Origin of the sequence: Halospeciosus flavus, assembly GCF_029814175.1 — an archaeon.
In the GTDB taxonomy this organism is placed as follows: Archaea; Halobacteriota; Halobacteria; order Halobacteriales; family Halobacteriaceae; genus Halospeciosus; species Halospeciosus flavus.
On sequence record NZ_CP122312.1, the window covers coordinates 1,441,886 to 1,466,368 of the forward strand.

The window sequence follows — 24,483 nt, forward strand, 5'->3', positions numbered from 1 at the left end:
CTTACCACCTCATCGAGGTAGCCGTGGTCACGTCCACGTCTTTGAAGTTGCGGTACAACACGAGTACGATTCCGATACCGACGGCGACTTCCGCGGCGGCCAGCGCCATCGTGAAGAGACTGAACGTCTGGCCGACGAGGTTCCCCCACTGCTGGGAGAACGCCACGAAGTTGAGGTTCGCGGCGTTGAGCATGAGCTCGACCGACATGAGGAACACCAGCGCGTTCCGGCGCGTGAGGACGCCGAAGACGCCGACGCAGAAGACGGCCGCCGAGAGGAGCATGTAGTATTCGACAGGTACCATCATTCGTCACCCCGTTTGAGCGGGAGGATCGACCCGTCGTCGCGGCGCGCCAGCATGACGGCGCCGACGAGCGCGGCCACGAGGACGAGGTCGATGAGTTCGAACGCAGCGAGGAAGCTCTCGGTCGGTGCCCCCGCGAGGTCCGGGAGCCCGATGAGGGCGTAGCCGATCGTCGCGGTGATGCTCGCGTCGGCCGGGAAGCCGGCGGGCGCCCCGAACGACGCGGTGAGGAACACCGCCGCCATCACGACGAAGAGCGCGACGGCCGCGATGCCGCGACTGAACGTCGCGTCCTCGGCGAAGCGCGGACGGGACGTCACCGGGCGACACCTCCCTTCCGCTGGGTGAGCATCACGGCGAACGTGATGAGCACGAGCACGCCGCCGACGTAGACGAGCACCTGCATCGCGGCGACGAACTCCGCCTGCAACATCACGTAGTGGACCGCGATGGAGAGCAACGCCGCGCCCATGAGGAGCGCGGAGTGCCACACGTCGCGGACGAGCACCATCCCGACGCTACTGACCAGTGTCACGAGGGCGAAGAACCCGAACGTGACTGTTTCGGCGAGCGCCATTATTGGTAGTCGACCTCCTTCTCGCCCTCGCCAACCCACGCGCTACGGTCGGGTTCGCGTGCGGCCAGCGGGTCGATGTCCTTGTACCAGGGCACGTTGCGCAACTGGTCTTTGTTGTAGACGAGGTCGTGTTTCGTGTCGCCGTTGAACTCGAAGTTCTCCGTGAGGAGAATCGCGTCGACGGGACACACCTCCTCGCAGAGTCGACAGTAGATACACTGCCCGACGTGGAGGTTGTACTGCTCGCCCTGTCGCTGTTCGTCCGTGACGATGTGGATGGTGTCGTTCGGACACACCTTCTCGCACTGACGGCACCAGATACAGCGCTCCTGGCTGAACTTGTGGATGCCGCGGAACCGGGGCGAGACCTCGGGGGCCTGCTCCGGGTACTCGACGGTGAACGTCTCGCCGTCCAGTGCGTGTTTCATCGTCGTCGCCATCGATTTGAGTACGCCGATCATGCGGAGATCACCCCGACGATAATCGCGGTGAGGACGAGGTTGGCGAAGGAGAGTACGAGCATCCCCTTCCAGCCGATTTCGATGAGTTGGTCGATACGCACGCGCGGAACCGCAGAGCGACACCACTGCGTGAAGAAGAACACCGCCCAGATCTTGATGATGAACCAGACGATGCCCGGCAGGACCGGTCCGGCCGGACCGCCGAGGAAGAGCGTGGCGATGAGCGCGCCACCGAGGAAGATGTGGACGAACTCACCGAGGTAGAAGAGGACGAAGTAGACGCTAGAGTACTCCGTCTGGTAACCGCCGACGAGTTCGGTCGGCGCCTCGGCGAGGTCGAAGGGGTTGCGGCCGACCTCGGCGAGGTTCGCGACGACGAACAGCGCGAACGCGAAGGGGTTGACGAACGCGTACCACGACGGGACCTGGATCGGGCCCAGCGTGAACAGCGTCTGTGTCTGCGCGGCGACGATTTCGCTCATCTGGAGCGACCCGGTGAACAACACGACCGAGGCCGCGATGACGACGAGCGGAATCTCGTAGGCGATGTTCTGCGCGACCGCGCGAAGACTGCCGAGGAACGAGTACTTACTGCCGGAGGCGTACCCGCCGGCGACGAGTCCGAGCGTCGAGAGCGACGAGACCGCGAAGACGAAGACGAGTCCGGTCTCGGGGTCGGCGAGTTGGATGCCGTTGCCCATCGGAATGACGGCGAAACCGAGCAGCGCCGAGAACGGTAACATCACGGGCGCGAGGTCGTAGGCCGGCCGGTCGGCCCCCTCGGGGATGACGAGTTCCTTCGAGAGGAGGCGGACCGCGTCCGCGACGATGATGAGCAGGCCGAACGGCCCGACACGGTCGACGGCGATGCGGTCGGTGAACGCCGCCGTGATCTTCCGTTTCGCCCACGGTCCGGCGACGGCCGTCATCGTGAGCATCAGCGTCCCGATGAGGGCCGCCCCGATGAACCCCGTGAGGACCTCGACCCACAGCGGCGGGTTCGCGCCGTACCCGAGTAGCCGGGAGAGGATGACCGGGAGCGTCGTCATCTGTCCACCTCACCGAGGATGATGTCGAGGCTGCCCAGGGTCGCGACGAGGTCCGGGATGTACTCGCCGTTCGACATCTCCGGGAGCGCCTGCAGGTTACTGAAGCAGGGGCTCCGAATCTTGAAACGGGCGGGCTTCCCGGTCCCGTCCGAGCGGATGTAGATGCCGAGTTCGCCCTTCGCGGCCTCGACGGAGCGGTAGGCTTCCTTGTCCTCCTCGGGGTTCAGCGTCCGGGGGACGTTGGACTGGATCTCGCGGTCGTCCTCCGGCCAGTCCTCGAGGAGGTCGATACACTGCTCGATGATGCGACCGGACTGCTCGACCTCGCGGAGGCGCACGAGGAGTCGGGAGTAGTTGTCCTTCCCGTCGTCGGTGACGACGTCCCAGTCGAGGTTCTCGTAGTAGCCGTAGGGGTCGTCGCGTCGGAGGTCGTAGTCGATGCCCGAGGCGCGAGCAACCGGACCGGTGACGCCGTACTCCTTGGCGACTTCGGGTTCAAGGACGCCGGTGTCGACACACCGGGCCTGGAACAGTTCGTTCGACGTGATGAGGTCGTGGTACTCCTCCAGGCGCTCGGGGAGTTCGTCGAGGAAGTCCCGGACGTTCTCGAAGAACTCCTCGCGGGGTTCGGGGAGGTCCCAGACGACACCACCGAGGCGGAGGTAGTTGAACATCATCCGCTGGCCGGTGAGGTCCTCGAGGATGTTCTGGACGACTTCGCGGTCGCGCATCGCGTACATGAAGATGGCGGTGAAGTCGCCGTAGATGTCCAGACAGAACGTCCCCAGCGCGAGACAGTGCGAGGCGATGCGACAGAGTTCCGCCGACATCGTTCGGATGACCTGCGCGTACTCCGGCACCTCGATGTCGTTGAGGTCCTCGGCGACGCGGGCGTACGCCCACTCGTTGAGGATGCCCGCCGACGCGTAGTCCCAGCGGTCCGGGTAGGGCATGATCTGGTGGCGGTAGTTGCCCGACTGGGCCATCTGCTCCTCGCAGCGGTGGAGGTAGCCGATGTCGGGTTCGACGTCCGCCACCTGCTCGCCGTCGAGGACGGTCTTCAGGTGGAGGACCCCGTGGGTCGCCGGGTGGTGGGGACCGATGTTGAGGAACATCGTGTCCGAACCCTCTTCGTTGTAGGAGTCCGCGAGGGGGTTCTCGTGTTCCTCGAAGGAGACGATCTGCGGGCGGTCCTGGTTGTAGTCGAGTCCGAGCGGGTGGCCCTGCCACGTCTCCGGCAGCAGGATACGCCGGAGGTCGGGGTGGCCGTCGTACTCGACGCCCACCAGGTCGTAGGCCTCCCGCTCGTGCCAGTCGGCCGTCCGGAACACCGGTTCGGCCGTCTGACTCACCGGGTCGTCGCGCGGCGTCGGCACGACCACCGACACCTCCTGTGTCGGGTCGTCGTACTTCTTCAGGTGGTAGATGGACTCGAAGCGGTCCTCGTACTCCTGGGCGGAGACGAGCGAGAGGTGGTCGAAGCCCGCCTCCTCTTTGAGCACGGAGAGGGCGTCCTGGACCCGGTCGGCGCGGACGACGAACCCCTCGGCGTTCGTGTGCGTCTCGCGGCCGACGACGGCGTCACCGAGCAGGTCTTCGAGGGCGTCGTAGTCGACGCCGGGCGTCGGGACCTCTTCGACCACCTCGGCTTCGTCGGATTCGGCCGGTTCCTCTTCTTGCGTGCTCATGGTGCATCAGCCCAGTTGTAGCGCATGACGAGGTCGTCCTCGTCGATGTCGTCGGCGAGTTGCTGGACGAGTTCGTCGCGTTCGAGGTCGCCGAACTGTTCGAGTTCGTACGGCTTGACCGTCACCGGAGAGGACTCGCCGTTCGCGACGCGCTCTTGCAGTTTGGCGATGCCGTAGACGAGCGCTTCGGGGCGCGGCGGGCACCCCGGAACGTGGATGTCGACCGGGATGACCTCCTCTGCACCTTTCACGACGTTGTACCCCTCCTGGAACGGCCCGCCGGACGTCGAGCAGTTGCCCATGTTCACGACGAACTTCGGTTCGGGCATCTGGTCGTAGACGCGCTTCATGCGCGGGGCGAACTTCGAGACGATGGTCCCCGGCACGATCATCACGTCGGCCTGTCGCGGCGACGCCCGCGGGACCCCGGAGCCGAAGCGGTCGAGGTCGTGTTTGACCGCGTAGGTGTGCATCATCTCGATGCTGCAGCAGGCGATGCCGAACTGCAGCATGAACATCGACGACCCCCGCACCCAGTTCATGAACTTGTCGAACTTGGTGAGGATGAAGGGCGTCGACCCGAACGCTTCTCGCAGTTTGGAGTTGAACCGGCTGTCGGCTCCCTCCATCCGGGCCGCTCGCGTCTTGGTCTGTGGCTCGGTGCTCCTGACGATGTCTTCCCGAGGCGTATCGCTACTCATGTGCGTGTCTCCGTTTCGTACCGTGGACTGCGGACCCAACTCACCGCGCCGTTACGCCACGCCCACGCGAGGCCCACGACGAGGATCCCGATGAAGACGAGCATCGGCACGAGCGCGGCGACGAGACCGGCTTCCGAGACGGCATCCCGGTAGATGACCGTCCACGGGAAGATGAGGACCGTCTCGATGTCGAACACGACGAACAGCAACGCAACCATGTAGTACTGGATGTTGAACCGGTTGCGCGTTCCCCCGGTCGGGACCTCGCCGCTCTCGTAGATGGCCCGCTTTCCTTGTTCGGGCACGCTAGGGCGGAGCAGCGCCGAAACCCCCATCATACTCGCCGGGATGAGGATTGCTACGACCGCCAGCATGCCGATGGCGATCCAGGGATTCATGCTTCGTATCGTGCGCCGGTTTATGCCCCATTCTTATAAAGACTGCGAGGTGATACTGGGGGCTTCGACGGGGACGGGCGGCCTACTGACGGAGTAGCAGCCCCGTCGCCGCCGGAATTTCGAACGCGGAAAATCTCGGAGGGGTTCGACGGACTACTCCTCGCGGAACGCCGGCGTCCCGGACTCGTGGAGCCGTCGCGAGACGTCGGCGACGCCCGCGCGGCGCTCCTCGTGGAGGTCGACGAGTTCCTCGCGGAGCGTCTCGTCGGAGCGGGCGAGAATCTGGGCGGCCGAGAGGGCCGCGTTGTACGACTTTCCGGCGTCGACGGCCGTGATGGGTGCGCCCGTCGGCATCCCGATGACGGAGTCGACGGACTTCTCCTGCACCGGCACGCCGACGACGGGCACGGGGTAGGCGATGGAGGCGGTCATGTTCGGCAGGTCGGCGGACTTCCCGCCCGCGCCAGCGATTATCACGTCGAGACCGCGCGCCTCCGCCGTCTCGGCGTAGGCGTACATGAGGTCGGGTGTCCGGTGGGCCGAGACGACCCACGTCTCGAAGGAGTACCCCTCGGGCGGGTTGTCGTAGTCGGTCACTTCGGCGAACCCGAGGTCCGTGAGGGCGTCGTGCGCCCCGGCCATCACGTCGAGGTCCGAGTCGCTCCCCATGACGATGCCCACGTCGGGCGTCTCGTCGGCGGGTCGGTCGCGTGCCGCTTCGGCTTCGAACAGGTCGATGAGGTCGTCTACGTCGGTCATAGCTGTGGATTACTGGAAGTCGATGGCCTCGCGTGCCTTGCGTGCACGCGAGAGTACACTGTCGAGTGTCGCTCCGCCGTCGGTCCCGACGGCCGTGAGGTGGCCCATCTTCCGCAGGGGGCGGGCGTCCTCTTTCCCGTACCAGTGGAACGCGACGCCGGGCACGTCGAGGGCGTCGTCGACGCCGGAGAGGTCGGCCGGACGGGTCGAGTCGACCTCGGCGAGGACGTTGACCATCGCGGTCGGTCCGCGCAGCGAGGTGTCGCCGAGTGGGAGTCCGAGGACGGCGCGGACGTGCTGTTCGAACTGCGAGGTGACCGCGCCCTCGATGGAGTAGTGACCGGAGTTGTGCGGGCGCGGGGCCACCTCGTTCACCAGAATCTCGCCGTCGCTCGTCTCGAACAACTCGATACCGTAGACGCCCCGCCCCGAGAGTTCGTCGAGGACGTCGAGGGCGACCTCGCGGGCGCGCTCGCGGACCGCGTCGCTCGTCCGGGCGGGCGCGAGTGTCTCGCGGAGGATCTCGGGTTCGTGTCGGTTCTCGACGACGGGGAAGGCGTCGGTCTCGCCGTCGCCTTTCACGCCGATGACGGAGAGTTCGCGCTCGAAGTCGACGAGGTCCTCGACCATGGCGTCGGCGAGGGGGTCGAACGCCTCGCGGGCCTCCTCGACGGAGGAGACGGGTTCGTTCCCCCGGCCGTCGTACCCGCCGGTTCGGGCCTTCAACATCGCCGGCCGGCCGAGGTCGTCGAAGGCGGCCTCCAGGTCCGCGGCGTCGTCGACCCGGCGGAACTCGGGGACCGGAATCCCCGCCTCGGCGAACGTCCGCTTCTGGACGAGTTTGTCCTGAATGGTCCGGAGCGTCTCCGGGTCCGGGTGGACCGGGACCCCGTGCTCGTCGGCGACCGCGCGGGTGTGTTCCGGGTCCGCGAGTTCTATCTCGTAGGTCAGCGCGTCCGACCGGGCGGCCAGTTCGTCGAGGGCCTCCGGGTCGTCGAAGCCGCCGACGATCTGGTCCGCCGCGGGCGGGACGGCCGGGCAGTCCGGCGTCGGGTCGAGGACGACGACGTCGACGCCGAGGGGACTAGCCGCCTCCGCGAGCATCCGGCCGAGTTGTCCGCCGCCGACGACGCCGAGCGTCGCGCCGGGTACGGCGATTTCGCTCTCGGGCATGTGCCCGTCGATATGGCCACCAGTGCATAATAGTTACCGAAACTCCCGAGATGATAGTCACGTACGTGTATGTCGCCGCTCGGCTACGCGGTCGCCGTCGCGTTCGCGAGCGCCGACTGGTCGACGTAGAAGACGACCTCCGTGTTCGTCGACGTGAGTTCGTACGTGCGCGCGGAGTAGCCCTCTAGCTTCGGGGCGAGTTCGTCGTGGTGTTTCGCGAGTGCGACGACGACCGGCGGGGGACTCTCCTCGACGGGCGTCGTCGAGATGGTGCTGTCGACGGTCGCGCCGTAGCGCTCGAAGTACCACGGGAGGGGCATCCGCCAGAGCCACTTCTGCGGACCCGGTGGTGTCTGTGCGACCTGCTCGCCGGCGACGTAGAAGTGCTCGCCGTAGTACAACACGTCGACGCCCTCGTTGGCCGGTGCGATGGTCTCGACGTCGCGGAGCGCGGGTCGGAGGTCGCTCCCGGGTTGGCCGTACTGGACGAGCACGTTGTCCTCGTCCTGCGGGGCGACGTAGGAGGTCTGGGCGGCCGTCACGCCGACCTGCGCGACGACGGCGAGGAGGACGATAGCGGCGAGGGCGACGCCCACCCGGTCCTCCGAGCGGAGCGCGGCCCGACCGCGCTCGACGACGAGACCGACCCCGACGGCCGCGGGGACGGTCAGCGGCAAGACGGCGTGGACGACCGACCAGTGGCCCGAGATGTCCGTAATCGCGGGGTAGACCGCGAGGCTCGCGAAGCCGAGGTAGGAACAGAAGGCGACGAAGTCACGCGGGGCCTCGCCGGTGTAGCGGTCGTAGAGGAATCCGACGACGGCGAAGACGGTCAGCGGGAGGGCGGCCCGGTAATGGACCTTCAGCGCGTCCACGAAGTAGGAGACGTAGTTGCTGCTGTGACCGCCGACCCAGGTGGCGACGAACTCCGTCCACGCGGTGACGAGCGCGCTCGCGAACAAGCCGAGGGTGGCGACGGGGTTCGGCAGCGCGTTCCAGAGGTCGGGACGGGGCGCGTAGAAGAACCCGAGGACGAGGAAGGCGAGGACGGGGAGTGTGAGCAGGACGGCGAACCACTCACGGGCCTCGTCACTCGGGTCCCGGACGGCGTCGACGACGGCGTCGTACTCGGTGAGCCACCCGTACTCCTCGGCGACGACACGGTGGTCGACGACCAGCGCGAGCGCCCCGACCCACCCACCGACGTAGACGAAGGCGTTCTCCTTCGTCGTGAACGCGAGCGCGAGCGAGAGGGTCGCGGGGTAGAGGTACCACGGTTCGCGCGTGTCGAGCGTGCGGACGGCGAAGCCGAGGGCAACCAGCGCGAACCCACCCACCAGCACGTCGTTGCGCATGAACCGGGAGTAGTAGAGGAGGACAGGGTTCAACGCGAGGAAGGCGGCGAGGGCGACGACCTCGACGTCGCGGAGGCGTTCGCGGAAGAGCCACGCCGAGAGCGGGAGGAGGCCGCCGACGAGGGCGACGACGGCGCGGGCGGTGAAGTCGCTCGCGCCCGCGAGCGCGAAGACGTACTTGTTCACGTGGAAGAGGAACGGTCCGTGGACGATGGGGCGGTAGTTCCACGCCTCGGTCGCCGCGTAGCGGAGCACCCAGTAGCCGACGCGTCCCTCGTCCCAGTGGAAGATGCGGGCGCCGAGGAACGCGAAGCGCGCGAGGAGGGCGAGCGCCGTCACCGCGAGCACGCCGCCGAGGACGTGACGGCGGTCGAGCGCGTGCGTCGAGTCGGTCATTGTGGAAGTGGGGGTGTGGGACCCATACAACTTTTCCGGACGAGGGTCGACCCGACCGACAATCTCTGTAGAGAACGGTAGGCCTTTGACGCCGCGAAGTGACCCCACCAGTATGGTCTCCCTCGGACTGGTGGTCGCTCGCTTCAACGCGAGCGTCACCGAACAGATGGAGGAGTCGGCCCGTCGTGCGGCGGACGCCGCGGGGGCGGACGTCGTCGAGACGCTCCGCGTCCCGGGCGCGTACGACACGCCGCTGGCCGCCGACCGGCTAGCGCGTCGCGACGACGTAGACGCCGTCGCCGTCCTCGGTGCCATCGTCACCGGCGACACGGACCACGACCAGGTCATCGCCCAGACGGCGGCCGACAAACTCTCGGAAGTGAGCCTGGAGCGCGACACGCCCGTCGCGCTCGGGGTCATCGGTCCGGGGATGTCCGGCGCCGAAGCGCGTGAACGCACCGACAAGGGTGCGGAAGCCGTCGAGAGCGCCCTCGACCTCTACCAGGAACTGGAACAATGAGCTTCGAATTCGCAGACCGCGTCGAACGAGTCGAACCGAGCGCGACCCTCGCCGTCAGCAACCTCGCCTCCGAGTTGGAGGCCGACGGCGTCGACGTCGTGGACCTCTCCGTGGGCGAACCCGACTTCCCCACGCCCGAGAACATCGTCCAGGCCGGGAAGGACGCCATGGACGCGGGCCACACCGGCTACGCGCCGTCGAACGGCATCCCGCAACTCCGCGAGGAGATCGCCGCCAAACTCCAGGGCGACGGTCTCGACTACGAGGCGGACAACGTCGTCGTCACGCCCGGCGCGAAGCAGGCGCTCTTCGAGACGTTCCAGACGCTCGTCGACGAGGGCGACGAGGTCGTCCTCCTCGACCCGGCGTGGGTCTCCTACGAGGCGATGGCGAAGGTCGCCGGCGCCGACCTGAAGCGCGTCGACCTCTCTCCCCACGACTTCCAACTCGAACCCGCCCTCGACGAACTCGGCGAAGTCGTCTCCGAGGAGACGGACCTCCTCGTCGTCAACTCCCCGAACAACCCCACCGGCGCGGTCTACTCCGAGGCCGCGATGGAGGGCGTCCGTGACCTCGCCGTCGACAACGACGTCCAGGTCATCTCCGACGAAATCTACCAGCACATCAACTACGGGAAGGAGCACGTCTCGCTCGCCAGCCTCGAGGGGATGTACGAGCGGACCGTCACCATCAACGGCTTCTCGAAGGCCTACTCGATGACCGGGTGGCGCCTCGGCTACCTCGCCGCTCCCGAGGAGGTCGTCTCGCAGGCCGGGAAGGTCCACTCCCACTCCGTCTCCTGTGCGGTGAACTTCGTCCAGCACGCGGGCGTCGAAGCCCTGCAGAACACCGAGACCGCGGTGAACGAGATGGTCGAGGCCTTCGACGAGCGCCGCCAGCTCCTCGTCGACCTCTTCGACGAGCACGGCGTCGACGTCCCCGAGGCCGACGGCGCCTTCTACATGATGGTGCCCGTCGACGAGGACGACCAGACGTGGTGTACGGAGGCCCTCGAAGAGGCCCACGTCGCCACCGTCCCCGGGAGCGCCTTCGGCGCGCCGGGCTACGCCCGCATCTCCTACGCGGCCAACGAGTCGCGCCTCCGCGAAGCCGTCGACCGCCTCGTCGACGCCGGGTATCTCTAACCCGACACGATTCGGCCCACTCGCGCCCGATCACGGGGGTCGTTCCGCGACGAACGCCCACAACGTTCAGGTGGCAGTGGCCAGAATGTGCACAGTAGCCGGACACTGTCCACCGGTTCCCAGTTTCTGTCCAGGTGGACAGGTGACGACGGCCAGCATCTTTTTATTCAGTCGGGATGTTCTATAATGTAGATGAGTTCGCGCAGGCGTGGGGACACAGAGGGGAAGTGGAGTGGGCCCCTCTCCATCGACGCCACGAGCGAGGGTCTGACGGTATTCGACGCCGTCGAACGCCACCAGTGTACGCTGTGGGCGGACGGCGACGTCGTCCCGACCGTCGCCGACTCGGACCGCTTTCTCTTCCCCGTCGACGCGGCAGTGTCCGTCGAGACCTCGAAGTTGACGCTCCCGAACGGCCCCGCCGTCTTCGTCCGAACCGCGGACGGCGAGACCGTCTCCGAAGCGACGCCACCGGCCGAGGTGAGCGTCGACACCGGGACGTACAGCATCGAGCTGGCGGCCGCCGTCAAACTGTACGTTCGGGCGAGTGGACCGCTCACCGTCTCGACGTCGGTGAGCGAGATCAGTGTCGAACTCGAAGACGCGGGAGAGATCCTCGTCGGTGCCCGATCGCGCCACGAGAACCCCGCCGGGACCATCACGACGACGACGGACCCCGTCGACATGATGGAGGCGGTCTCCCACCTCGGGTCGGCGCTCAAGACCACGAGTCCGGAGCGCTCGTACCCGACGCTCCGGGGACACCCACCACTCGTCGAACTCGGTGACGAAGTGTCGATCCCCGACTCGGTCACCAAACCCGACAACGGAATCCGCCTCGAACTGCCGGCGGAGTACCGCTCGATCTACGTCGGCGCACCGCTGGCGTACTACCTCGGCGCCACGATGGAACCGGCACCCGCGCCGAAACTCGTCGTCGGCGACGGCGAGTTCGAACACCGCCTCGACACCCACCGCGGGTTCGAGGCCGAGGTCGAACGCGTCCTCAAGCAGGTGTTCGTCCTCGACTGCGTCACCCGGACCGAGGGACTCTACCAGGTCGACCTCCACGAACGCGAGGCGCTCGAGTCGCTCGTCGACCTCGACTTCGACACGCTGTACGACGCCGACCTCGCGACCCAGCTAGAGGCGTACCTCGACGTCGACTACGAGACGGTCGAACCGTACGTCCCCGACTGGAAGCAGACGACGCACGTCTCGCCGGACCCGAACAGCGTCGAGGTCCTCCCGTTCGTCGTCAACGACCTCGCGGTCGTCCGCTCGCCGACGACCCGCGAACTCGGCGACAACGACCTGCAGACCGCGGCGGTCCGCGACTTCATGCGTGGCGGCGACGGGACCCGGAGCGCCGGACTCCGAGACGACACACCACACACCGTCCGCCCCGAACAGGTCGACTCCGTCGAGCAGTCGTGGGTCGGCGAGGGCGCCCCGCTGGGCGCGAGCAAGCCGACGACGGTCGCCTTCCGCAACGGACTCGACCGCGACCACTCCGACGGCGACATCGACATCACCGTCGTCTGCAACGACGAGGAGATGGACGCCGAGGGCGACGTCGTCAACGACGCCTACGGCCAGCGCTCCGACCTTCCGTTCGACGTGAACGTCCACCGGCACCTCACGACCGACGAACTCCGCGAGGTGCTCGCCGAACCGACCGACTTCTTCCACTTCATCGGCCACATCGACGGTGAGGGGTTCAAGTGCCCCGACGGACTCCTCGACGTGGCCGACCTGGACCACGTCGGCGTCGACGCGTTCTTCCTGAACGCCTGCCAGTCCTACGGGCAGGGGATGGAACTACTGGAGAAAGGCTCCATCTCCGGCGTCGCGACGGTCCGCGACGTCGTCAACCGCGGGGCGGAGGCCATCGGCAAGACCATCGCCCACCTCCTCAACCGCGGGTTCACGCTGAACGCCGCCCTCGACGTCGCCTCCGACGAGAGCATCATGTCGAATCGCTACGTCGTCGTCGGCGACGGGACGTTCGCGCTCACCCAGAGCGAGTCGCGGACGCCCATCGTCTACGAGGTCGAGGAAGTCGACGACGTGGACGACGACTACCGCCTCACGATCCACGCCTACCCGACGAGCGACGCGGGGATGGGGAGTATCCTCTTCCCGTTCGTCGAGAACCGCTACTACCTCAACTCGGGACAGGTCGACTCCTTCGTCTTGAGCGAGGGCGAACTCGTCGACCTCCTCCAACTGGAGGACGTCCCGGTCAAGACGGAAGACGACCTCTACTGGAGCCACGAGCTTCCCGAACTGATCCTCTGAGGCGACGCTCCGTGTCGGATTCCGACGCGAGAAAGATAGGTTGGGGGAGTCGATTCGCCGTTGCCGTTTCTGCCGTGCCTCGGTCCCGTGGAGTGCCGAGCTCAGGGACCGCTGATCGTCGTCGCAGCCGCACCGGCGACGTTCCCGGCCTGCGAGAGCAGGACCGCGACGGTGAACAGCACACCGACCGCACGGGGGTTCTCGGTCAGGTGCGACTGGATGCTGGTATCGGACATGCGCATTCTAACGAAAGGGCGGATATATAAAATATGTATTGTATTTGGATTTGACCGAACGGACCGTAATTTATTCTTAGAATACTGCTATTTGACGGTAACGGCCACGGGGGGATAAGTCGAGTGGCCACCCGGAGGTGACCGGTCGAACTACTCGGCCGGCGCGGCCGACGGGGAGCGGAGGAAGAGCGCGGCGACGCCAGCGAGGATGGCGAGCACCCCACCGAGGAGGAACGTCTGGTTCCACCCCATCGACCCGACGAAGAACCCCGTGAGGGTCCCACCGAAGACGCCGCCCCACATCTTCCCGGAGTAGAGCAGCGCGTAGTTGGCCGACGAGTGTTCCTCGCCGTAGTACTGACCGACCGCACTCGGGAAGAGCGTGTACTGGGGCGCCCAAAAGAAGGTCCCGAGAACGACCGCACCGACGAGCGCCGCGCCCGCGCCGTGGATTCCGAAGTAGACGATTCCGAGGACACCGACTCCACAGAGGACGAACGACGTCGCCATCACGTTGGTCAGGTCGAACCGGTCCGAGAGGTCGCCGACGATCAGCCGGCCCGCGGCGCTGGCGAGCGGGAGCACCGTCGCCGCGAGCGTCGCGACGATAGCGGCCGTCCCGAGGTGGTCGGCGTAGGAGACGATCTTCTCGGTGACCATGAGCCCCGCACCGGAGACGGCGACGAACATGGCGTACATCAGCCAGAACTGCCACGTACGGAGCATCTCGCGCCAGGTGAACTGCGGACCGGTGAACGAGAGGTCGACGCCCTCCTCGGTCTCGAGCCACCCGCTGGGCGGGTCACGGATGACGAACGCGCCGACGAGGATGACGACGGTGATGAGCAGCCCGATGTTCCGGAGCACTTCGACGTACGCGTACTGGGAGGCCTCGGGACCGAGTCGCCACCGGATGTAGGGGACGAGTGCCGCGCTCCCGCCGGCGAACGCCATCGTGCCGACGCCGGAGGTGAGGCCCCGACGGTCGGGGAACCACTTCAGCGCCGTGTTCACCGCCACCGTGTAGACGATACCGACGCCGACGGCACCCAGCGAGTAGAAGAGGTACACCTGCCAGACGGTGCTCGCGTAGGCGACACCCAGGTAGCCACCACCGGCGAGGACGGCCGCGAGGAGGCTGATCCCCCGGGGTCCGTGGCGGTCGCGCCACCACCCGACCGGGAACTGTGACCCGGCCTGGAAGATGACGAAGAGGGTGAAGACGGTGCTGAGTACCGCCTGTTCGATGCCGAGTTGACGGGCGACGGGTTCGCGGATGACCGACCAGACGTACTGGTAGGGACCGACGACGGCCATCATCCCGGCGGCGGCGGCGACGAGCCACCACCGCGAGAACCCGAGGACCTCTCTCGCCCGTTCGGCGTGGTCCGGTTCGTTACTCATTCAGAGACGACCTCACGCATAGTACGACAGTCGATACTCCGGTGAAAAAGGATGTTCCTGAATATATCCGGTGTGTCAGCTATACCCACGAGGGACAATCCACAACGTGGTGACCTACCTCACACCGTGGGGGACGCCATCCTACACCCCGCGTGAGGAGAGGTGGTCACCGACCTCTGTCATGACCTTTTCCTCGGCGCGGACGAGGTGTTCCCACGTCGTCGTCGGGGCGATGTCGAGGTTGTCGGCGACGTCGGCGATGGCGACGTCCGCGTTCGACTCGTAGTAGCCACACCCGATCGCCGTCGCGAGCACCTCGCGTTGTCGCTCGGTGAGTTGGTCCAGGATCCGAGAGAAGGTCAGGTGCTCGTGGCTCTCGACCTCGTCGAGCGAGACGTCGCGGACGAGTTCGGTGTCGTTGCCCGCCTGCTCCAGCGACGCGACGATGTCCGGGAGGCTGTCGTCGTCGCCGAGGTAGAGCGTCCAGTGTTCCCACCCACCACGGATCGTCGTCCCGACGCGGTAGTGGACCCCGTGGTCGGCCAACCGCTGGGCGATACTGTCCCACTTGTAGCTATCGAAGGTCACGCCGACGAACACGCGGTCGTTGTCGAGCGGCGAGAACGGTTCGACGGCGAGCACCGGGTCGGCGTCCTCGAACGCCTCGAGGAACGAGGCGATCTCCTCTGCCGGGCCGCGTAGCTCGACGATTCGTTTCCGCTCGGCCGCCGTCCCGGTTAGCGAGGACACCGAGCGTATCGTCACGTTCGGGTGCGTGGCGCTGACGTCGCTCTCGGGTTCGCCGTGGTGACGGACCCGAAGCGTCACTTCGCGCATCGGGTGTGGGGAAGGGTCTCGGAGAATATACGCCGTTCGGTCGAGTCGGCAATTATTGCGACGACGAGCGCCTCTCGCGGCGCCACCCGGATATATCCGGCAACAAATGGAAGCACACGACTGGCAAATACATGCGTAGTCAACTCATGCCAGACTTGGACAAGGAATCACTCGAAGCGATGAGCGGACCCGTCGTCGACCGCCGGACGACCATCTCGCTCCTCGGTGCGGCAGGGATGGGCGGTCTCGCCGGCTGTTCGGGCGGCGGTGGCGGCGACAGCGGCGGCGACGGCGGAACGACGTCCGGGACGACGCAGAGCGGCCCGAAGATGGGCGGCCGCCTGCAGGCCGGCTGGTTCACGGGCAGCATCGACACGCTCGACCCGCCGTACATCAGCGTCGGCCAGTACTTCCAAGTCGCCGCGAACATCTTCAACGGACTCGTCACGCTCACGACGGACCTCACCATCGAGGGCGACCTCGCGAAGGACTGGACCATCTCGGACGGCGGCAAGAAGTTCACGTTCGACCTCCGCGAGGGCGTGACGTTCCACAACGGGACGGAGTTCACCGCCGACGACGTCAAGTACACCATCAACCGGACCATCGAGAACAAGACCCCTGCCGCGGGTAAGCTCTCGACGCTCGAGCCGGTCGACCAGGGCGGCGTCGTCGTCAAGGACGACTACACGGTCGAACTCAACTTCGAGAAGGCGATGGCTCCCGCGCTCGTCTACCTGACGCGTGGTCCCGGCCGCGCCGCGACTATCGTCTGCAAGGAGGCCATCGAGGAGATGGGTCGCGAGCAGTACTCCATCACGCCCGTCGGGACGGGACCGTTCGAGGTCGTCGAACACGACGTCGGTTCGGGCATCAAGCTCGACGCCTACGAGGACTACTTCGACACCGACTCCGAAGACCGTCAGCTCCCGTACCTCGACGGCATCGACATCAACCCCATCCCCGAACCGGCGACGCTCGTCAGCGCCATCCGCGGCGGCGACGTCGACTTCACGAACCTCGTCCCGCTCCAGAACGTCTCGCAGGTCGAGCAGGCCAGCGAGGTCGAGAAGCTCAGAGCGCCGGGCGTCAACTGGTACGGCCTGGCGATGAACCAGACCCGCGAGCCGTTCGGCGACAAGGAAGTTCGCCGCGGCATCGCGAAGGTCGTCTCCAGCGAGAAGTTCGTCCAGTCGGCGTACTTCGGCAACGCGCTCGCCGCCCAGGGTCCGATCAACAAGGCGACCCGCTGGGCGTGGCGCGAGGACAAACCCGACGACCAGGCCTACGCACCGGAAGAGGGCAAGCAGATCCTGAAGGACACGGGCGCCTACGGTGCGAGCTTCGACATCCTCACGACGTCGAGCAGTCTGCGCGCCGCGAAGGCGATGCGCCAGCAGCTCAACGCCGCCGGCTTCGACGTCAGCATCGAGCAAGTCACCGCCTCGACGTACTGGTCGCGCTACCAGGCGCTCGACTACGACGTCACCATCTCCGGGTCCGTCGGTGACCCCGACCCGGACCAGTCGCTGTGGAACTTCTACCGCAAGGACGGCTCGTGGAACTGGACGAGCTACGAGGATGACACGGTCCACCAACTCCTCGCCGAACAGCGGCGGGCACTCGACCGTGACCAGCGTGCGAAGGTTCTCCAGAAACTCGAGGACCGCCTCATCGCGGACGTCCCGCACGTCTACCTCTCGCACCGCGACGACCTCGCCGCCGCACGCAAGCGGGTGCGCGGGTTCGAGCACGTCCCGTACATGCGGAACTTCCACACTGTCTGGCTCGACGAGTAACGATAGAACCGACCTCCAACAACTTCACTCTCTCAGACTCTCTTCGAACGAATGAAACAGTACATCGCGAAACGTCTCCTCCACGCCGCCTTCATCATGTGGCTCGTCGCCACGACGGTCTTCTTCGGCCTGCGGTTCATCCCCGGCGGCCCGGTCCGCACCATGCTCGGCCAGGAGGCCACCCCGGCGGCGGTCCGGCAACTCCGACACGAACTCGGACTCGACCAACCCCTGTGGGTGCAGTACGTCGACTGGATGACCGACCTCCTCGTCGGCGACTTCGGACGGAGTATCGCCAGCAACCAGCAAGTCGGCGAAGTGATCGCCCAGGCGGCGCCAAAGACGCTCTCCATCGCCCTCGTCGGTATCGTTATCGGGCTCACGGTCGCCATCCCGACCGGCATCATCAGCGCGACGCGGAAGAACGAGCCGATCGACTACGTCTCGACCGTCGCGGCGTTCCTCGGTATCTCGATGCCTGCCTTCTTCGTGGGTATCCTGCTCGCGCTCGTCTTCGGCGTCTGGTTCAACCTGCTCCCGGTCTTCGGCTACACGCCGCTCAGCGAGGGGTTCGTCCCGTGGCTGAAGAGCGTCATCCTCCCCGGCATCGCCACCGGACTCCCCTACACCGCGGTCGTGATGCGGATGACCCGCTCTTCGCTCCTGGAAGTCCTCGACGAGCCGTACATGCGGACCGCCCGCGCGAAGGGCGTCCAGGGCCGCGTCCGGTTGTTCAAACACGCACTGCAGAACGCGCTCATCCCCGTCGTGACCGTCGCGGGCATCCAGCTCGCGCTCATCATCGTGGGGAGCGTCACCGTCGAAATCGTCTTCGGGATCAAGGGACTCGGCCGTGTCCTCATCAACTCCATCCTGGACCGCGACTACCCCGTCGTCCAGGTAACCATCCTCCTCGTCGCCGGCGTGATGGTCTTCACGAACCTCGTGGTGGACATCGTCTACACGTTCCTCGACCCCCGCATCCGCTACGGAGGTGAGAAGTGACCATGTCCAACGAAGAGAACACACAGAACGAATCGAGTGTCGGTCCCGGCGTCGGACCGAACACGCCCGAGGAACCCGGTCCGGCCGAGGTTCCCCAGTTCGAAGAGGAGTCGCAGTCGGTCTCCGTCCCCGCCGAGTACCGCCAGAAAGAGGCCGAAGAAGAACACCACACGCTCGGGCAGCGACTCGTCTACGGTCTCCTCGAGGACAAGATGGCGCTGTTCGGCGCTATCGTCGTCCTCGGGTTCATCCTGATGGCGATATTCGCGCCGTACATCGCCCCGCACCCGCCGGAGGCCACGTACGGCTTCATGAAGGAACCGAACAGCTACTCGCACGTGAACGTCGACTCGGACCCGAAGGTCGAGGCCATCTGGCACCCGCTCGGGACCGACTCCTTCGGCCACGACATCCTCTCGCGCATCATCTTCGGTGCGCGAATCTCGCTGGCCGTCGCGCTCTCGACGGTGCTCGTCGCCTTCACGGCGGGGACCACCATCGGTCTCGTCGCCGGCTTCTACGGCGGGTGGGTCGACAGCGTGTTGATGCGCTACATCGACTTCCAGTGGGCCTTCCCCGAGATCATCCTCGGCGTGGCCATCATCGCCTTCCTCGGTGGGTTGGGGGTGGAGAACGTCGTGTTGGCCATCGGTATCGCCTACATCGACGACTTCGCCCGCCTCGTGCGTGGGGAAGTCCTCTCCTTGCGCGAAGAGGAGTTCGTCACCGCCGCCCGCGCGGTCGGGATGTCCAACAAGCGCATCATGTTCAAGGAGATCCTGCCGAACGCCATCGCGCCCCTCATCGTGCAGGCGACCCTGATGATCCCCCTCGCCATCCTCGCGGAGGCGGGTCTCTCCTTCCTCGGGTTGGGCGTCAAGCCCACGACCCCGACGTGGGGGCTGTTGCTCGCCGACGGGCGGCAGTTCATCAGCCGCGCGTGGTGGATCTCGGTCGAACCGGGTATCGCCATCATGATCACCGTCCTCGCGTTCAACATGCTGGGTGACGGTCTCCGCGACATCTTCGACGTCAGCGAGAGCGAGGTGGAAGACCGATGAAGTTACTCGAAGTCGACAACCTCCACACGCAGTTCCCGACCGACCGAGGCACCGTTCGCGCCGTCGACGGCGTCGACCTGGACATCGAACCCGGCGAGATCGTCGGGCTAGTCGGCGAATCAGGTTCCGGGAAGTCCGTGCTCTCCGAGAGCATCGTGGGCATCCTCGAAGAACCGGGCGAAATCGTCGAGGGTGACGTCCGCTTCCGGAGTCTCGACACGGTCCGGACGCTCGCCGACGCCTTCCCGGACCACGTCGTCGACCTCACCGACCACCCCGAGTTCGACGGGGCGGCCGCACCCGAACTCGACGAGGAGGTCCTCACGCCCGAGGACTTCGTCTTCGTCGAGGAGTGGGTGGGCGACGGGCCGGACAGCGAGATCGCCGCGGGGTACGTAGACCTCACCCGCGCCCCCGAGTCGGCGATGGCGACCATCCGTGGCGGCGACGTCGCGATGGTGTTCCAGGACCCGATGAACTCGATGAACCCGACCATCTCGGTCGGCGAGCAGATCGCCGAGACGGTTCGACTCCACCAGGACGTCGGCGAGTCCGTCTCGCTCCCCGCCGAGGTGAAACGCAAGATCCTCGGGTCCGCGAAGAACTCCGCGGCGTGGCGACGGGCCATCGAGATGCTCGAAGCCGTCGAGATTCCCGAACCCGAGGCCCGCGCGGCCGACTATCCACACGAGTTCTCCGGAGGGATGCGCCAGCGCGCGATGATCGCGATGGCGCTCTCCTGTGAACCCGACCTGCTCGTCGCCGACGAACCGACCACCGCACTCGACGTGACCATCCAGGCCCAGATCCTGGAGGAACTCGAGGGTCTCAAAGACGAGTTCGACACGGCCATCCTGATGATCACCCACGACCTCGCCGTCGTCGCCGAGACCTGCGACCGGGTCAACGTGATGTACGCCGGCGAGGTCGTCGAACGCGCGGACGCGGACGAACTGTTCACGAACCCCCAACACCCCTACACCCAGGGACTCATCGCCAGCACGCCCCGCCTCGACGATCCCGACGCGGAGGTCGAGGCCATCCCGGGCAACGTCCCGGACCTCGTCGACATCCCCTACGCTTGTCACTTCGCACCGCGCTGTCCGGAGGCCAAACGGGAGTGCTTCGAGGTCGACCCCGACTTCCGAGACGTCGGTGAAGCGGGCGTCGAACACCAGGCGGCGTGTCTGCGGCGCGGTCCCGAGGAGGAACGTCTATGAGTCGCGCAGCATCTACCCCCGAGACCGAATCGTCCGACGGTCCCCTCCTCGCAGTCGAGGGGCTCCAGAAACACTTCGACCGCGCCGACGGCTTCCTCGACAAACTCGTCGGCGAAGGCGGGAAGATCCGCGCCGTCGACGGCGTCGACTTCTCGCTCGACCGTGGCGAGACGCTCGCCGTCGTCGGTGAGTCCGGTTGTGGGAAGAGCACCCTGGGGCGGACGGTCCTCAACCTCGATACGCCCACCGGCGGCACCGTCCGCTTCGCCGGCGACGAGATCTCCGACCTCTCGGGCAAGGACCTGAAGCAGTATCGCCGCCGGGCGCAGATGGTGTTCCAGGACCCGCTCGCGTCGCTGAACCCGCGCAAGACCGTCGGCGAGATCCTGACCGCGCCGATGGAGGTCCACGGCATCGGCGACTCGAAGGCAGACCGCCGTGAACGCGCGAAGGAACTGCTGGAGCGCGTCGGCCTGAAACCGGGCCACTACGACCGCTACCCGCGGCAGTTCTCCGGCGGCCAACAGCAGCGCGTCGGCATCGCCCGCGCGCTCGCGGTCGAACCGGACCTCATCGTCGCCGACGAACCGGTGAGTGCCCTCGACGTCTCCGTCCAGGCACAGATCCTCCAACTCCTCGAGGACCTCCAGGAGGAGTACGACCTCGCCCTGCTGTTCATCAGCCACGACCTGAGCGTTGTGCGGCAGGTCGCCGACCGCGTCGCGGTCATGTACCTCGGCGAACTCGTCGAGACCGCGCCGGTCGACACCCTGTTCGCCGAACCGAGTCACCCGTACACCGAGAGTCTCCTCTCGGCGGTCCCGCGAATCGACCCGGAACACCGGACCGACCGCATCGTCCTCGAAGGGACGGTGCCCTCGCCGGCGGACCCGCCGTCGGGGTGTCGCTTCCACACCCGGTGTCCGAAGGTCATCCCGCCGGAGGACTCGTCGGCCGACCAGTCGGCCTTCCGCGCCGCGTTCTCCTTCCGCAACCGGATTCTCTCCGAGGACCTCGACGTCGAGGCCATCCGGACGCGTCTCGACTCGGAAGGACGCGCCACCGACGAGGCGGCCGTCGCCGACTACGTCGTCGAGACGATGCTGGAGGCCGACCCCGACTCGCTCCCCGGCGAGGCGGCCGACGCCGTCCGCGAGGCGGCCGACGCCATCGCATCGGAGAACCACGACCTCGCAGAGCGCGTCGTCCGGGAGGCGTTCCCCTCGCCCTGCGAGCGCGAGGTCCCCGACGACACGCGCGTCGGCGAACAGCACGTCGCGTCCTGTCACCGCATCGGAGACGGCGACTGAGGACGCGCCACCGAACCGTCAGCCTACCGACTCCATCCACACGACACACAGACACCCGTAGCACACCACATGGCGTACGTACTCGAAGAGATGACGTGGCCGGCCGTCGAGGACGCCCTCGACGAGACCCGTCTCGTCGTCGTTCCGACGGCAAGCATCGAACAGCACGGACCGCACCTCCCACTCGCGGTGGACACCATCCGCGCACGAGAACTCGGCCGGCGAATCGCCGACCGACTCGACTGCTTCGTCGCGCCGACGGTCCGGCCCGGTCGCTCCGACCACCACATGGCGTTCCCGGGGACCATCAGCCTCGCGGAGGAGACGTTCCGGAGTGTCGTGCGCGACTACTGTGAGAGCCTCGTCGCCCACGGCTTCGAGCACATCGCGCTCTTCACGAGCCACGGCGGGAACACCGCCAGCATCGAGGCGTTGGCGCCCGAACTCGACGCCGACCTCGACGCGAACGTCTTCGTCGCGGGCGACCGCGAGGGGATGATGGCGGCCCGCACCGGCGCGATGGCGGAGTTCGGTGTCAGCCCTGAGGAGGCGGGTGCCCACGCGGGCGCCGCCGAGACTGCCTTCGTCATGGAGACCGACCCCGACCTCGTCCACGACACCGCGGGGACGACCGGGTTCGTCGGCGACATCGACGAGGCCGAGGCGGACGTCGCGGACGGTCTCGACGCACTCACCGACAACGGCGTGCTCGGTGACCCCGAGCAGGCCGACCCCGAACAGGGCGAGGAACTCATCGAGCGCTGTGCGGCGTACCTCGCCGACGAGATTCAACAGGAAACCGAGCGCCTCGAAGCCGCCTGAGACGACCCGACCAATACAGTTGAACAGTTGCACAACTGTTCAACTGACTCTATCCGTCGAACTCTTCTCTCAGTCGTCGAACGTCGCCGTCCGGTCCGTCTCCATCCGACGGAGCGGCGGGAGCGCGACCGCCGCGAGTAGGATTTCGAGTCCGCCGACCACGGCGAACGCCGCGAGGTAGCCGTAGTGGTCGGCGACGGTCCCGCCGACCACGATGCCGGCGAGGAAGCCGACGCTCCCGGCGACGTTGAAACCGGCCATCGCGACGCCGCGTTCGTCGGGGGCCGCGAGGTCCGTGACCAGCGCCATCGTCGCCGGGGCCATGAACGCGCCGACGACGCCGACGAGGACCATCCCCGCCTGCGCGAGTCCGACGGTCGGTGCGAGACCGACGCCGAGGACGGCGACGCCGTAGAGCGTGGACCCGACGACGATGGGGAGCGTCCGGCCCACGCGGTCGGAGAGGCGTCCGAAGGGGTACTGGAGCAACGCGAACGGGGCGAAGAAGAGCGCGAGCGTGAGGCCGGTCGCGCCCGGGTCGAGGCCGAAGACGTCCCGGAAGTAGAGCGTGCCGACGAGCGCGAAGAACCCCGCGGTCAGTCGGTCGATGAAGCCAAAGGCGTACGGGACGCCCAACTCGGGCCGTCGGCGGAGACTGGCGACGGCGGCCGCCACGTCGCGCCGGCCACCCCGTTCGGCACGGCCCGCACGGTCGGTGACGACGAGACAGAGGAAGGCGACGCCGAAGAGCAGGACGCTGGCGGCGTACAGCGGGACGAAGGCACCGACTTCGTACAGTCGGCCGCCCAGCGGAGCGCCGAGTGCCGTCCCGAGACCGATGGCGATGCCCGCGGCACCCATGTTGCGGCCGTGGCCCCCGCCGAGGTCCATGAGCATCGTCATCGCCAACGAGAAGGCCGCGATGGTCGTCGCGCCCTGACAGAACCGGAGGACGAGCACTGCCCAGAAGGGAACCGACGCGACGGTCGGCACCACCGCGAGGAGGGCGTAGCCGGCGGCCCCGCCGAGTGCGCCGACGAGGACGAACGGGGCGCGTTCGCCGGTCGCGTCGCTGAGGGCGCCCCACACGGGGGCGAAGAGGACGAACGCGGCGAACTCGGTCGCGAGGAACCACATACTCGCGTCGAGGCGGGTGTCCGCCCCCAGCGCGGCGACGAGCACGTCGATGCCCGGGTACAGGAGGACCTGCGCGAGGAGGACGGCGAACACGACGAGGGCCAGTGCCACCCGCTCGCGGTTCGCGGACATCCCGTGTCAGTCGAAGATGCGTGACTTCGACTCCTCGGAGAAGTCGCTGCTGGCCTCCTTCGTCCGCTCGTAGACGCCACGGAGTTCCGTGATGGGGTCCTCGTGTTCGTCGACGCGGAGGTCGTGGTACGCGGTGGTCTGCGGCGCCCAGACGTTCACGGCGGCCGAGCGCTCCCCACGCCCGTCGCCGCCCGCCGCCTGCCCCGCGGCGAGGCAGTTCAGGAGTCGTTCGACCGTGTCCTCGGCCGGCTCGGTGCGGGCGTCGAGCATCGCGTCGAGGGTCTCGCCGTTCGCGAGCATGTTGCCCGCCGCGGTCGCGTCGCCGTCGTCGGCGACGCGGTGGCCGAACCACCCGTCGCACCCCTCGCCGGAGTAGACGACGTGGCTACCTCGGTCGTCGAGTCCGTGGGCCTGCCGGAGTTCGGCGTGGTCGTCCTGTGCGAGCAGGCCCGCGACGGCGTCGTCGACCGCCAAGTCGGAGAGGAGTTCGACACCCCGACGGCCGATACGGACGTTGACGAAACTCTGCGTGCAGACGACGCCGTCCGCGCTCACGTACGGACAGAGCGCGCCGACCGCGGGCGCACCGGTCGCGACGCCGGCGCCGAAGACAGTCCCGTCCTCGGTCTCTTCGCGAACACAGATAGAGAACGTCATGTGTCTCGTCTGGGGCGCACACGAGCATAAATGACC

Annotated in this window: 25 protein-coding genes; 9 read left to right on the forward strand and 16 right to left on the reverse strand. The window is 67.0% G+C overall.

What is annotated here, in order from left to right; translation table 11 throughout:
• Nucleotide 1: 1 nt before the first annotated feature.
• The 11 genes from nuoK to P0Y33_RS07505 form a co-directional block, all read right to left on the reverse strand.
• Nucleotides 2-304: an NADH-quinone oxidoreductase subunit NuoK gene (gene nuoK, locus P0Y33_RS07455; protein ID WP_279529909.1), complete on the reverse strand. Its 303-nt coding sequence runs from the start codon at nucleotides 302-304 to the stop codon at nucleotides 2-4.
• Nucleotides 304-624 carry a proton-conducting membrane transporter gene (locus P0Y33_RS07460; RefSeq protein ID WP_328518045.1) on the reverse strand — a complete coding sequence of 107 codons (321 nt, stop codon included), beginning with the start codon at nucleotides 622-624 and terminating at the stop codon, nucleotides 304-306. Before P0Y33_RS07460 ends, nuoK begins: the two co-directional genes overlap by 1 nt.
• A complete protein-coding gene (locus P0Y33_RS07465) occupies nucleotides 621-881 on the reverse strand; it encodes an NADH-quinone oxidoreductase subunit J (protein ID WP_279529910.1) in 261 nt (86 codons plus the stop codon). The genes P0Y33_RS07460 and P0Y33_RS07465 overlap by 4 nt, the downstream gene beginning before the upstream one ends.
• Complete coding sequence (locus P0Y33_RS07470; RefSeq protein WP_279529911.1) at nucleotides 881-1,342, reverse strand: NuoI/complex I 23 kDa subunit family protein; 462 nt, start codon at nucleotides 1,340-1,342, stop codon at nucleotides 881-883. Before P0Y33_RS07470 ends, P0Y33_RS07465 begins: the two co-directional genes overlap by 1 nt.
• A complete protein-coding gene (locus P0Y33_RS07475) occupies nucleotides 1,339-2,391 on the reverse strand; it encodes a complex I subunit 1/NuoH family protein (protein ID WP_279529912.1) in 1,053 nt (350 codons plus the stop codon). The genes P0Y33_RS07470 and P0Y33_RS07475 overlap by 4 nt, the downstream gene beginning before the upstream one ends.
• Nucleotides 2,388-4,079, reverse strand: coding sequence for an NADH-quinone oxidoreductase subunit D (locus P0Y33_RS07480; RefSeq protein ID WP_279529913.1), 1,692 nt, complete (start codon nucleotides 4,077-4,079; stop codon nucleotides 2,388-2,390). Before P0Y33_RS07480 ends, P0Y33_RS07475 begins: the two co-directional genes overlap by 4 nt.
• Nucleotides 4,076-4,780 carry an NADH-quinone oxidoreductase subunit B gene (locus P0Y33_RS07485; RefSeq protein WP_279529914.1) on the reverse strand — a complete coding sequence of 235 codons (705 nt, stop codon included), beginning with the start codon at nucleotides 4,778-4,780 and terminating at the stop codon, nucleotides 4,076-4,078. Before P0Y33_RS07485 ends, P0Y33_RS07480 begins: the two co-directional genes overlap by 4 nt.
• Nucleotides 4,777-5,178, reverse strand: coding sequence for an NADH-quinone oxidoreductase subunit A (locus P0Y33_RS07490; RefSeq protein ID WP_279529915.1), 402 nt, complete (start codon nucleotides 5,176-5,178; stop codon nucleotides 4,777-4,779). Before P0Y33_RS07490 ends, P0Y33_RS07485 begins: the two co-directional genes overlap by 4 nt.
• Nucleotides 5,179-5,331: 153 nt before the next feature.
• Nucleotides 5,332-5,937 carry a 5-(carboxyamino)imidazole ribonucleotide mutase gene (gene purE / locus P0Y33_RS07495; protein WP_279529916.1) on the reverse strand — a complete coding sequence of 202 codons (606 nt, stop codon included), beginning with the start codon at nucleotides 5,935-5,937 and terminating at the stop codon, nucleotides 5,332-5,334.
• Nucleotides 5,938-5,946: 9 nt separating this feature from the next.
• On the reverse strand, nucleotides 5,947-7,110 hold the full coding sequence (locus tag P0Y33_RS07500; protein ID WP_279529917.1) for a 5-(carboxyamino)imidazole ribonucleotide synthase: 1,164 nt from the start codon (nucleotides 7,108-7,110) through the stop codon (nucleotides 5,947-5,949).
• An 83-nt stretch (nucleotides 7,111-7,193) separates the two neighbouring features.
• Nucleotides 7,194-8,861, reverse strand: a complete 1,668-nt coding sequence (locus tag P0Y33_RS07505; RefSeq protein ID WP_279529918.1) for a flippase activity-associated protein Agl23 — start codon at nucleotides 8,859-8,861, stop codon at nucleotides 7,194-7,196.
• A 112-nt stretch (nucleotides 8,862-8,973) separates the two neighbouring features.
• On the opposite strand from P0Y33_RS07505, the gene ribH reads away from it, so the two are divergent.
• The 3 genes from ribH (at nucleotide 8,974) to P0Y33_RS07520 (ending at nucleotide 12,827) form a co-directional block, all read left to right on the forward strand.
• Complete coding sequence (gene ribH / locus P0Y33_RS07510; RefSeq protein WP_279529919.1) at nucleotides 8,974-9,381, forward strand: 6,7-dimethyl-8-ribityllumazine synthase; 408 nt, start codon at nucleotides 8,974-8,976, stop codon at nucleotides 9,379-9,381.
• Nucleotides 9,378-10,526, forward strand: coding sequence for a pyridoxal phosphate-dependent aminotransferase (locus P0Y33_RS07515; protein WP_279529920.1), 1,149 nt, complete (start codon nucleotides 9,378-9,380; stop codon nucleotides 10,524-10,526). Before ribH ends, P0Y33_RS07515 begins: the two co-directional genes overlap by 4 nt.
• A gap of 192 nt (nucleotides 10,527-10,718) precedes the next feature.
• Nucleotides 10,719-12,827, forward strand: coding sequence for a CHAT domain-containing protein (locus tag P0Y33_RS07520; protein ID WP_279529921.1), 2,109 nt, complete (start codon nucleotides 10,719-10,721; stop codon nucleotides 12,825-12,827).
• Between the two features lie 101 nt (nucleotides 12,828-12,928).
• Here P0Y33_RS07520 and P0Y33_RS07525 read toward each other — a convergent pair whose 3' ends face one another.
• The 3 genes from P0Y33_RS07525 to P0Y33_RS07535 form a co-directional block, all read right to left on the reverse strand.
• Nucleotides 12,929-13,063, reverse strand: a complete 135-nt coding sequence (locus tag P0Y33_RS07525) for a DUF7503 family protein (protein WP_279529922.1) — start codon at nucleotides 13,061-13,063, stop codon at nucleotides 12,929-12,931.
• A 150-nt stretch (nucleotides 13,064-13,213) separates the two neighbouring features.
• Nucleotides 13,214-14,467, reverse strand: coding sequence for an OFA family MFS transporter (locus tag P0Y33_RS07530; RefSeq protein WP_279529923.1), 1,254 nt, complete (start codon nucleotides 14,465-14,467; stop codon nucleotides 13,214-13,216).
• 141 nt (nucleotides 14,468-14,608) lie between these two features.
• On the reverse strand, nucleotides 14,609-15,304 hold the full coding sequence (locus P0Y33_RS07535) for a helix-turn-helix domain-containing protein (protein WP_279529924.1): 696 nt from the start codon (nucleotides 15,302-15,304) through the stop codon (nucleotides 14,609-14,611).
• 146 nt (nucleotides 15,305-15,450) lie between these two features.
• Between P0Y33_RS07535 and P0Y33_RS07540 the strand changes: the two genes are divergently transcribed.
• The 6 genes from P0Y33_RS07540 to P0Y33_RS07565 all read left to right on the forward strand — a co-directional run bounded on the left by P0Y33_RS07540 (nucleotide 15,451) and on the right by P0Y33_RS07565 (nucleotide 22,521).
• Complete coding sequence (locus P0Y33_RS07540) at nucleotides 15,451-17,103, forward strand: ABC transporter substrate-binding protein (protein ID WP_279529925.1); 1,653 nt, start codon at nucleotides 15,451-15,453, stop codon at nucleotides 17,101-17,103.
• A gap of 51 nt (nucleotides 17,104-17,154) precedes the next feature.
• A complete protein-coding gene (locus tag P0Y33_RS07545) occupies nucleotides 17,155-18,108 on the forward strand; it encodes an ABC transporter permease (protein ID WP_279529926.1) in 954 nt (317 codons plus the stop codon).
• A 2-nt stretch (nucleotides 18,109-18,110) separates the two neighbouring features.
• The gene (locus tag P0Y33_RS07550) at nucleotides 18,111-19,169 is read left to right on the forward strand and encodes an ABC transporter permease (protein WP_279529927.1); all 1,059 of its coding nucleotides are present in this window, start codon (nucleotides 18,111-18,113) and stop codon (nucleotides 19,167-19,169) included.
• Nucleotides 19,166-20,389: an oligopeptide/dipeptide ABC transporter ATP-binding protein gene (locus tag P0Y33_RS07555; protein ID WP_279529928.1), complete on the forward strand. Its 1,224-nt coding sequence runs from the start codon at nucleotides 19,166-19,168 to the stop codon at nucleotides 20,387-20,389. Before P0Y33_RS07550 ends, P0Y33_RS07555 begins: the two co-directional genes overlap by 4 nt.
• A complete protein-coding gene (locus P0Y33_RS07560) occupies nucleotides 20,386-21,699 on the forward strand; it encodes an ABC transporter ATP-binding protein (protein WP_279529929.1) in 1,314 nt (437 codons plus the stop codon). Before P0Y33_RS07555 ends, P0Y33_RS07560 begins: the two co-directional genes overlap by 4 nt.
• A gap of 69 nt (nucleotides 21,700-21,768) precedes the next feature.
• The gene (locus P0Y33_RS07565; protein WP_279529930.1) at nucleotides 21,769-22,521 is read left to right on the forward strand and encodes a creatininase family protein; all 753 of its coding nucleotides are present in this window, start codon (nucleotides 21,769-21,771) and stop codon (nucleotides 22,519-22,521) included.
• Between the two features lie 69 nt (nucleotides 22,522-22,590).
• On the opposite strand, the gene P0Y33_RS07570 is transcribed toward P0Y33_RS07565, so the two are convergent.
• Complete coding sequence (locus P0Y33_RS07570; protein WP_279529931.1) at nucleotides 22,591-23,790, reverse strand: MFS transporter; 1,200 nt, start codon at nucleotides 23,788-23,790, stop codon at nucleotides 22,591-22,593.
• Nucleotides 23,791-23,796: 6 nt separating this feature from the next.
• The gene (locus tag P0Y33_RS07575) at nucleotides 23,797-24,447 is read right to left on the reverse strand and encodes a DUF1028 domain-containing protein (protein ID WP_279529932.1); all 651 of its coding nucleotides are present in this window, start codon (nucleotides 24,445-24,447) and stop codon (nucleotides 23,797-23,799) included.
• Nucleotides 24,448-24,483: the final 36 nt, after the last annotated feature.

Coding starts and splice junctions, on each gene's coding strand:
- nuoK (WP_279529909.1), bottom strand. CDS start 304: ATGGTACCTGTCGAATACTACATGCTCCTCTCGGCGGCCGTCTTCTGC.
- P0Y33_RS07465 (WP_279529910.1), bottom strand. CDS start 881: ATGGCGCTCGCCGAAACAGTCACGTTCGGGTTCTTCGCCCTCGTGACA.
- P0Y33_RS07470 (WP_279529911.1), bottom strand. CDS start 1,342: ATGATCGGCGTACTCAAATCGATGGCGACGACGATGAAACACGCACTG.
- P0Y33_RS07475 (WP_279529912.1), bottom strand. CDS start 2,391: ATGACGACGCTCCCGGTCATCCTCTCCCGGCTACTCGGGTACGGCGCG.
- P0Y33_RS07480 (WP_279529913.1), bottom strand. CDS start 4,079: ATGAGCACGCAAGAAGAGGAACCGGCCGAATCCGACGAAGCCGAGGTG.
- P0Y33_RS07485 (WP_279529914.1), bottom strand. CDS start 4,780: ATGAGTAGCGATACGCCTCGGGAAGACATCGTCAGGAGCACCGAGCCA.
- P0Y33_RS07490 (WP_279529915.1), bottom strand. CDS start 5,178: ATGAATCCCTGGATCGCCATCGGCATGCTGGCGGTCGTAGCAATCCTC.
- purE (WP_279529916.1), bottom strand. CDS start 5,937: ATGACCGACGTAGACGACCTCATCGACCTGTTCGAAGCCGAAGCGGCA.
- P0Y33_RS07500 (WP_279529917.1), bottom strand. CDS start 7,110: ATGCCCGAGAGCGAAATCGCCGTACCCGGCGCGACGCTCGGCGTCGTC.
- P0Y33_RS07505 (WP_279529918.1), bottom strand. CDS start 8,861: ATGACCGACTCGACGCACGCGCTCGACCGCCGTCACGTCCTCGGCGGC.
- ribH (WP_279529919.1), top strand. CDS start 8,974: ATGGTCTCCCTCGGACTGGTGGTCGCTCGCTTCAACGCGAGCGTCACC.
- P0Y33_RS07515 (WP_279529920.1), top strand. CDS start 9,378: ATGAGCTTCGAATTCGCAGACCGCGTCGAACGAGTCGAACCGAGCGCG.
- P0Y33_RS07520 (WP_279529921.1), top strand. CDS start 10,719: ATGAGTTCGCGCAGGCGTGGGGACACAGAGGGGAAGTGGAGTGGGCCC.
- P0Y33_RS07525 (WP_279529922.1), bottom strand. CDS start 13,063: ATGTCCGATACCAGCATCCAGTCGCACCTGACCGAGAACCCCCGTGCG.
- P0Y33_RS07530 (WP_279529923.1), bottom strand. CDS start 14,467: ATGAGTAACGAACCGGACCACGCCGAACGGGCGAGAGAGGTCCTCGGG.
- P0Y33_RS07535 (WP_279529924.1), bottom strand. CDS start 15,304: ATGCGCGAAGTGACGCTTCGGGTCCGTCACCACGGCGAACCCGAGAGC.
- P0Y33_RS07540 (WP_279529925.1), top strand. CDS start 15,451: ATGCCAGACTTGGACAAGGAATCACTCGAAGCGATGAGCGGACCCGTC.
- P0Y33_RS07545 (WP_279529926.1), top strand. CDS start 17,155: ATGAAACAGTACATCGCGAAACGTCTCCTCCACGCCGCCTTCATCATG.
- P0Y33_RS07550 (WP_279529927.1), top strand. CDS start 18,111: ATGTCCAACGAAGAGAACACACAGAACGAATCGAGTGTCGGTCCCGGC.
- P0Y33_RS07555 (WP_279529928.1), top strand. CDS start 19,166: ATGAAGTTACTCGAAGTCGACAACCTCCACACGCAGTTCCCGACCGAC.
- P0Y33_RS07560 (WP_279529929.1), top strand. CDS start 20,386: ATGAGTCGCGCAGCATCTACCCCCGAGACCGAATCGTCCGACGGTCCC.
- P0Y33_RS07565 (WP_279529930.1), top strand. CDS start 21,769: ATGGCGTACGTACTCGAAGAGATGACGTGGCCGGCCGTCGAGGACGCC.
- P0Y33_RS07570 (WP_279529931.1), bottom strand. CDS start 23,790: ATGTCCGCGAACCGCGAGCGGGTGGCACTGGCCCTCGTCGTGTTCGCC.
- P0Y33_RS07575 (WP_279529932.1), bottom strand. CDS start 24,447: ATGACGTTCTCTATCTGTGTTCGCGAAGAGACCGAGGACGGGACTGTC.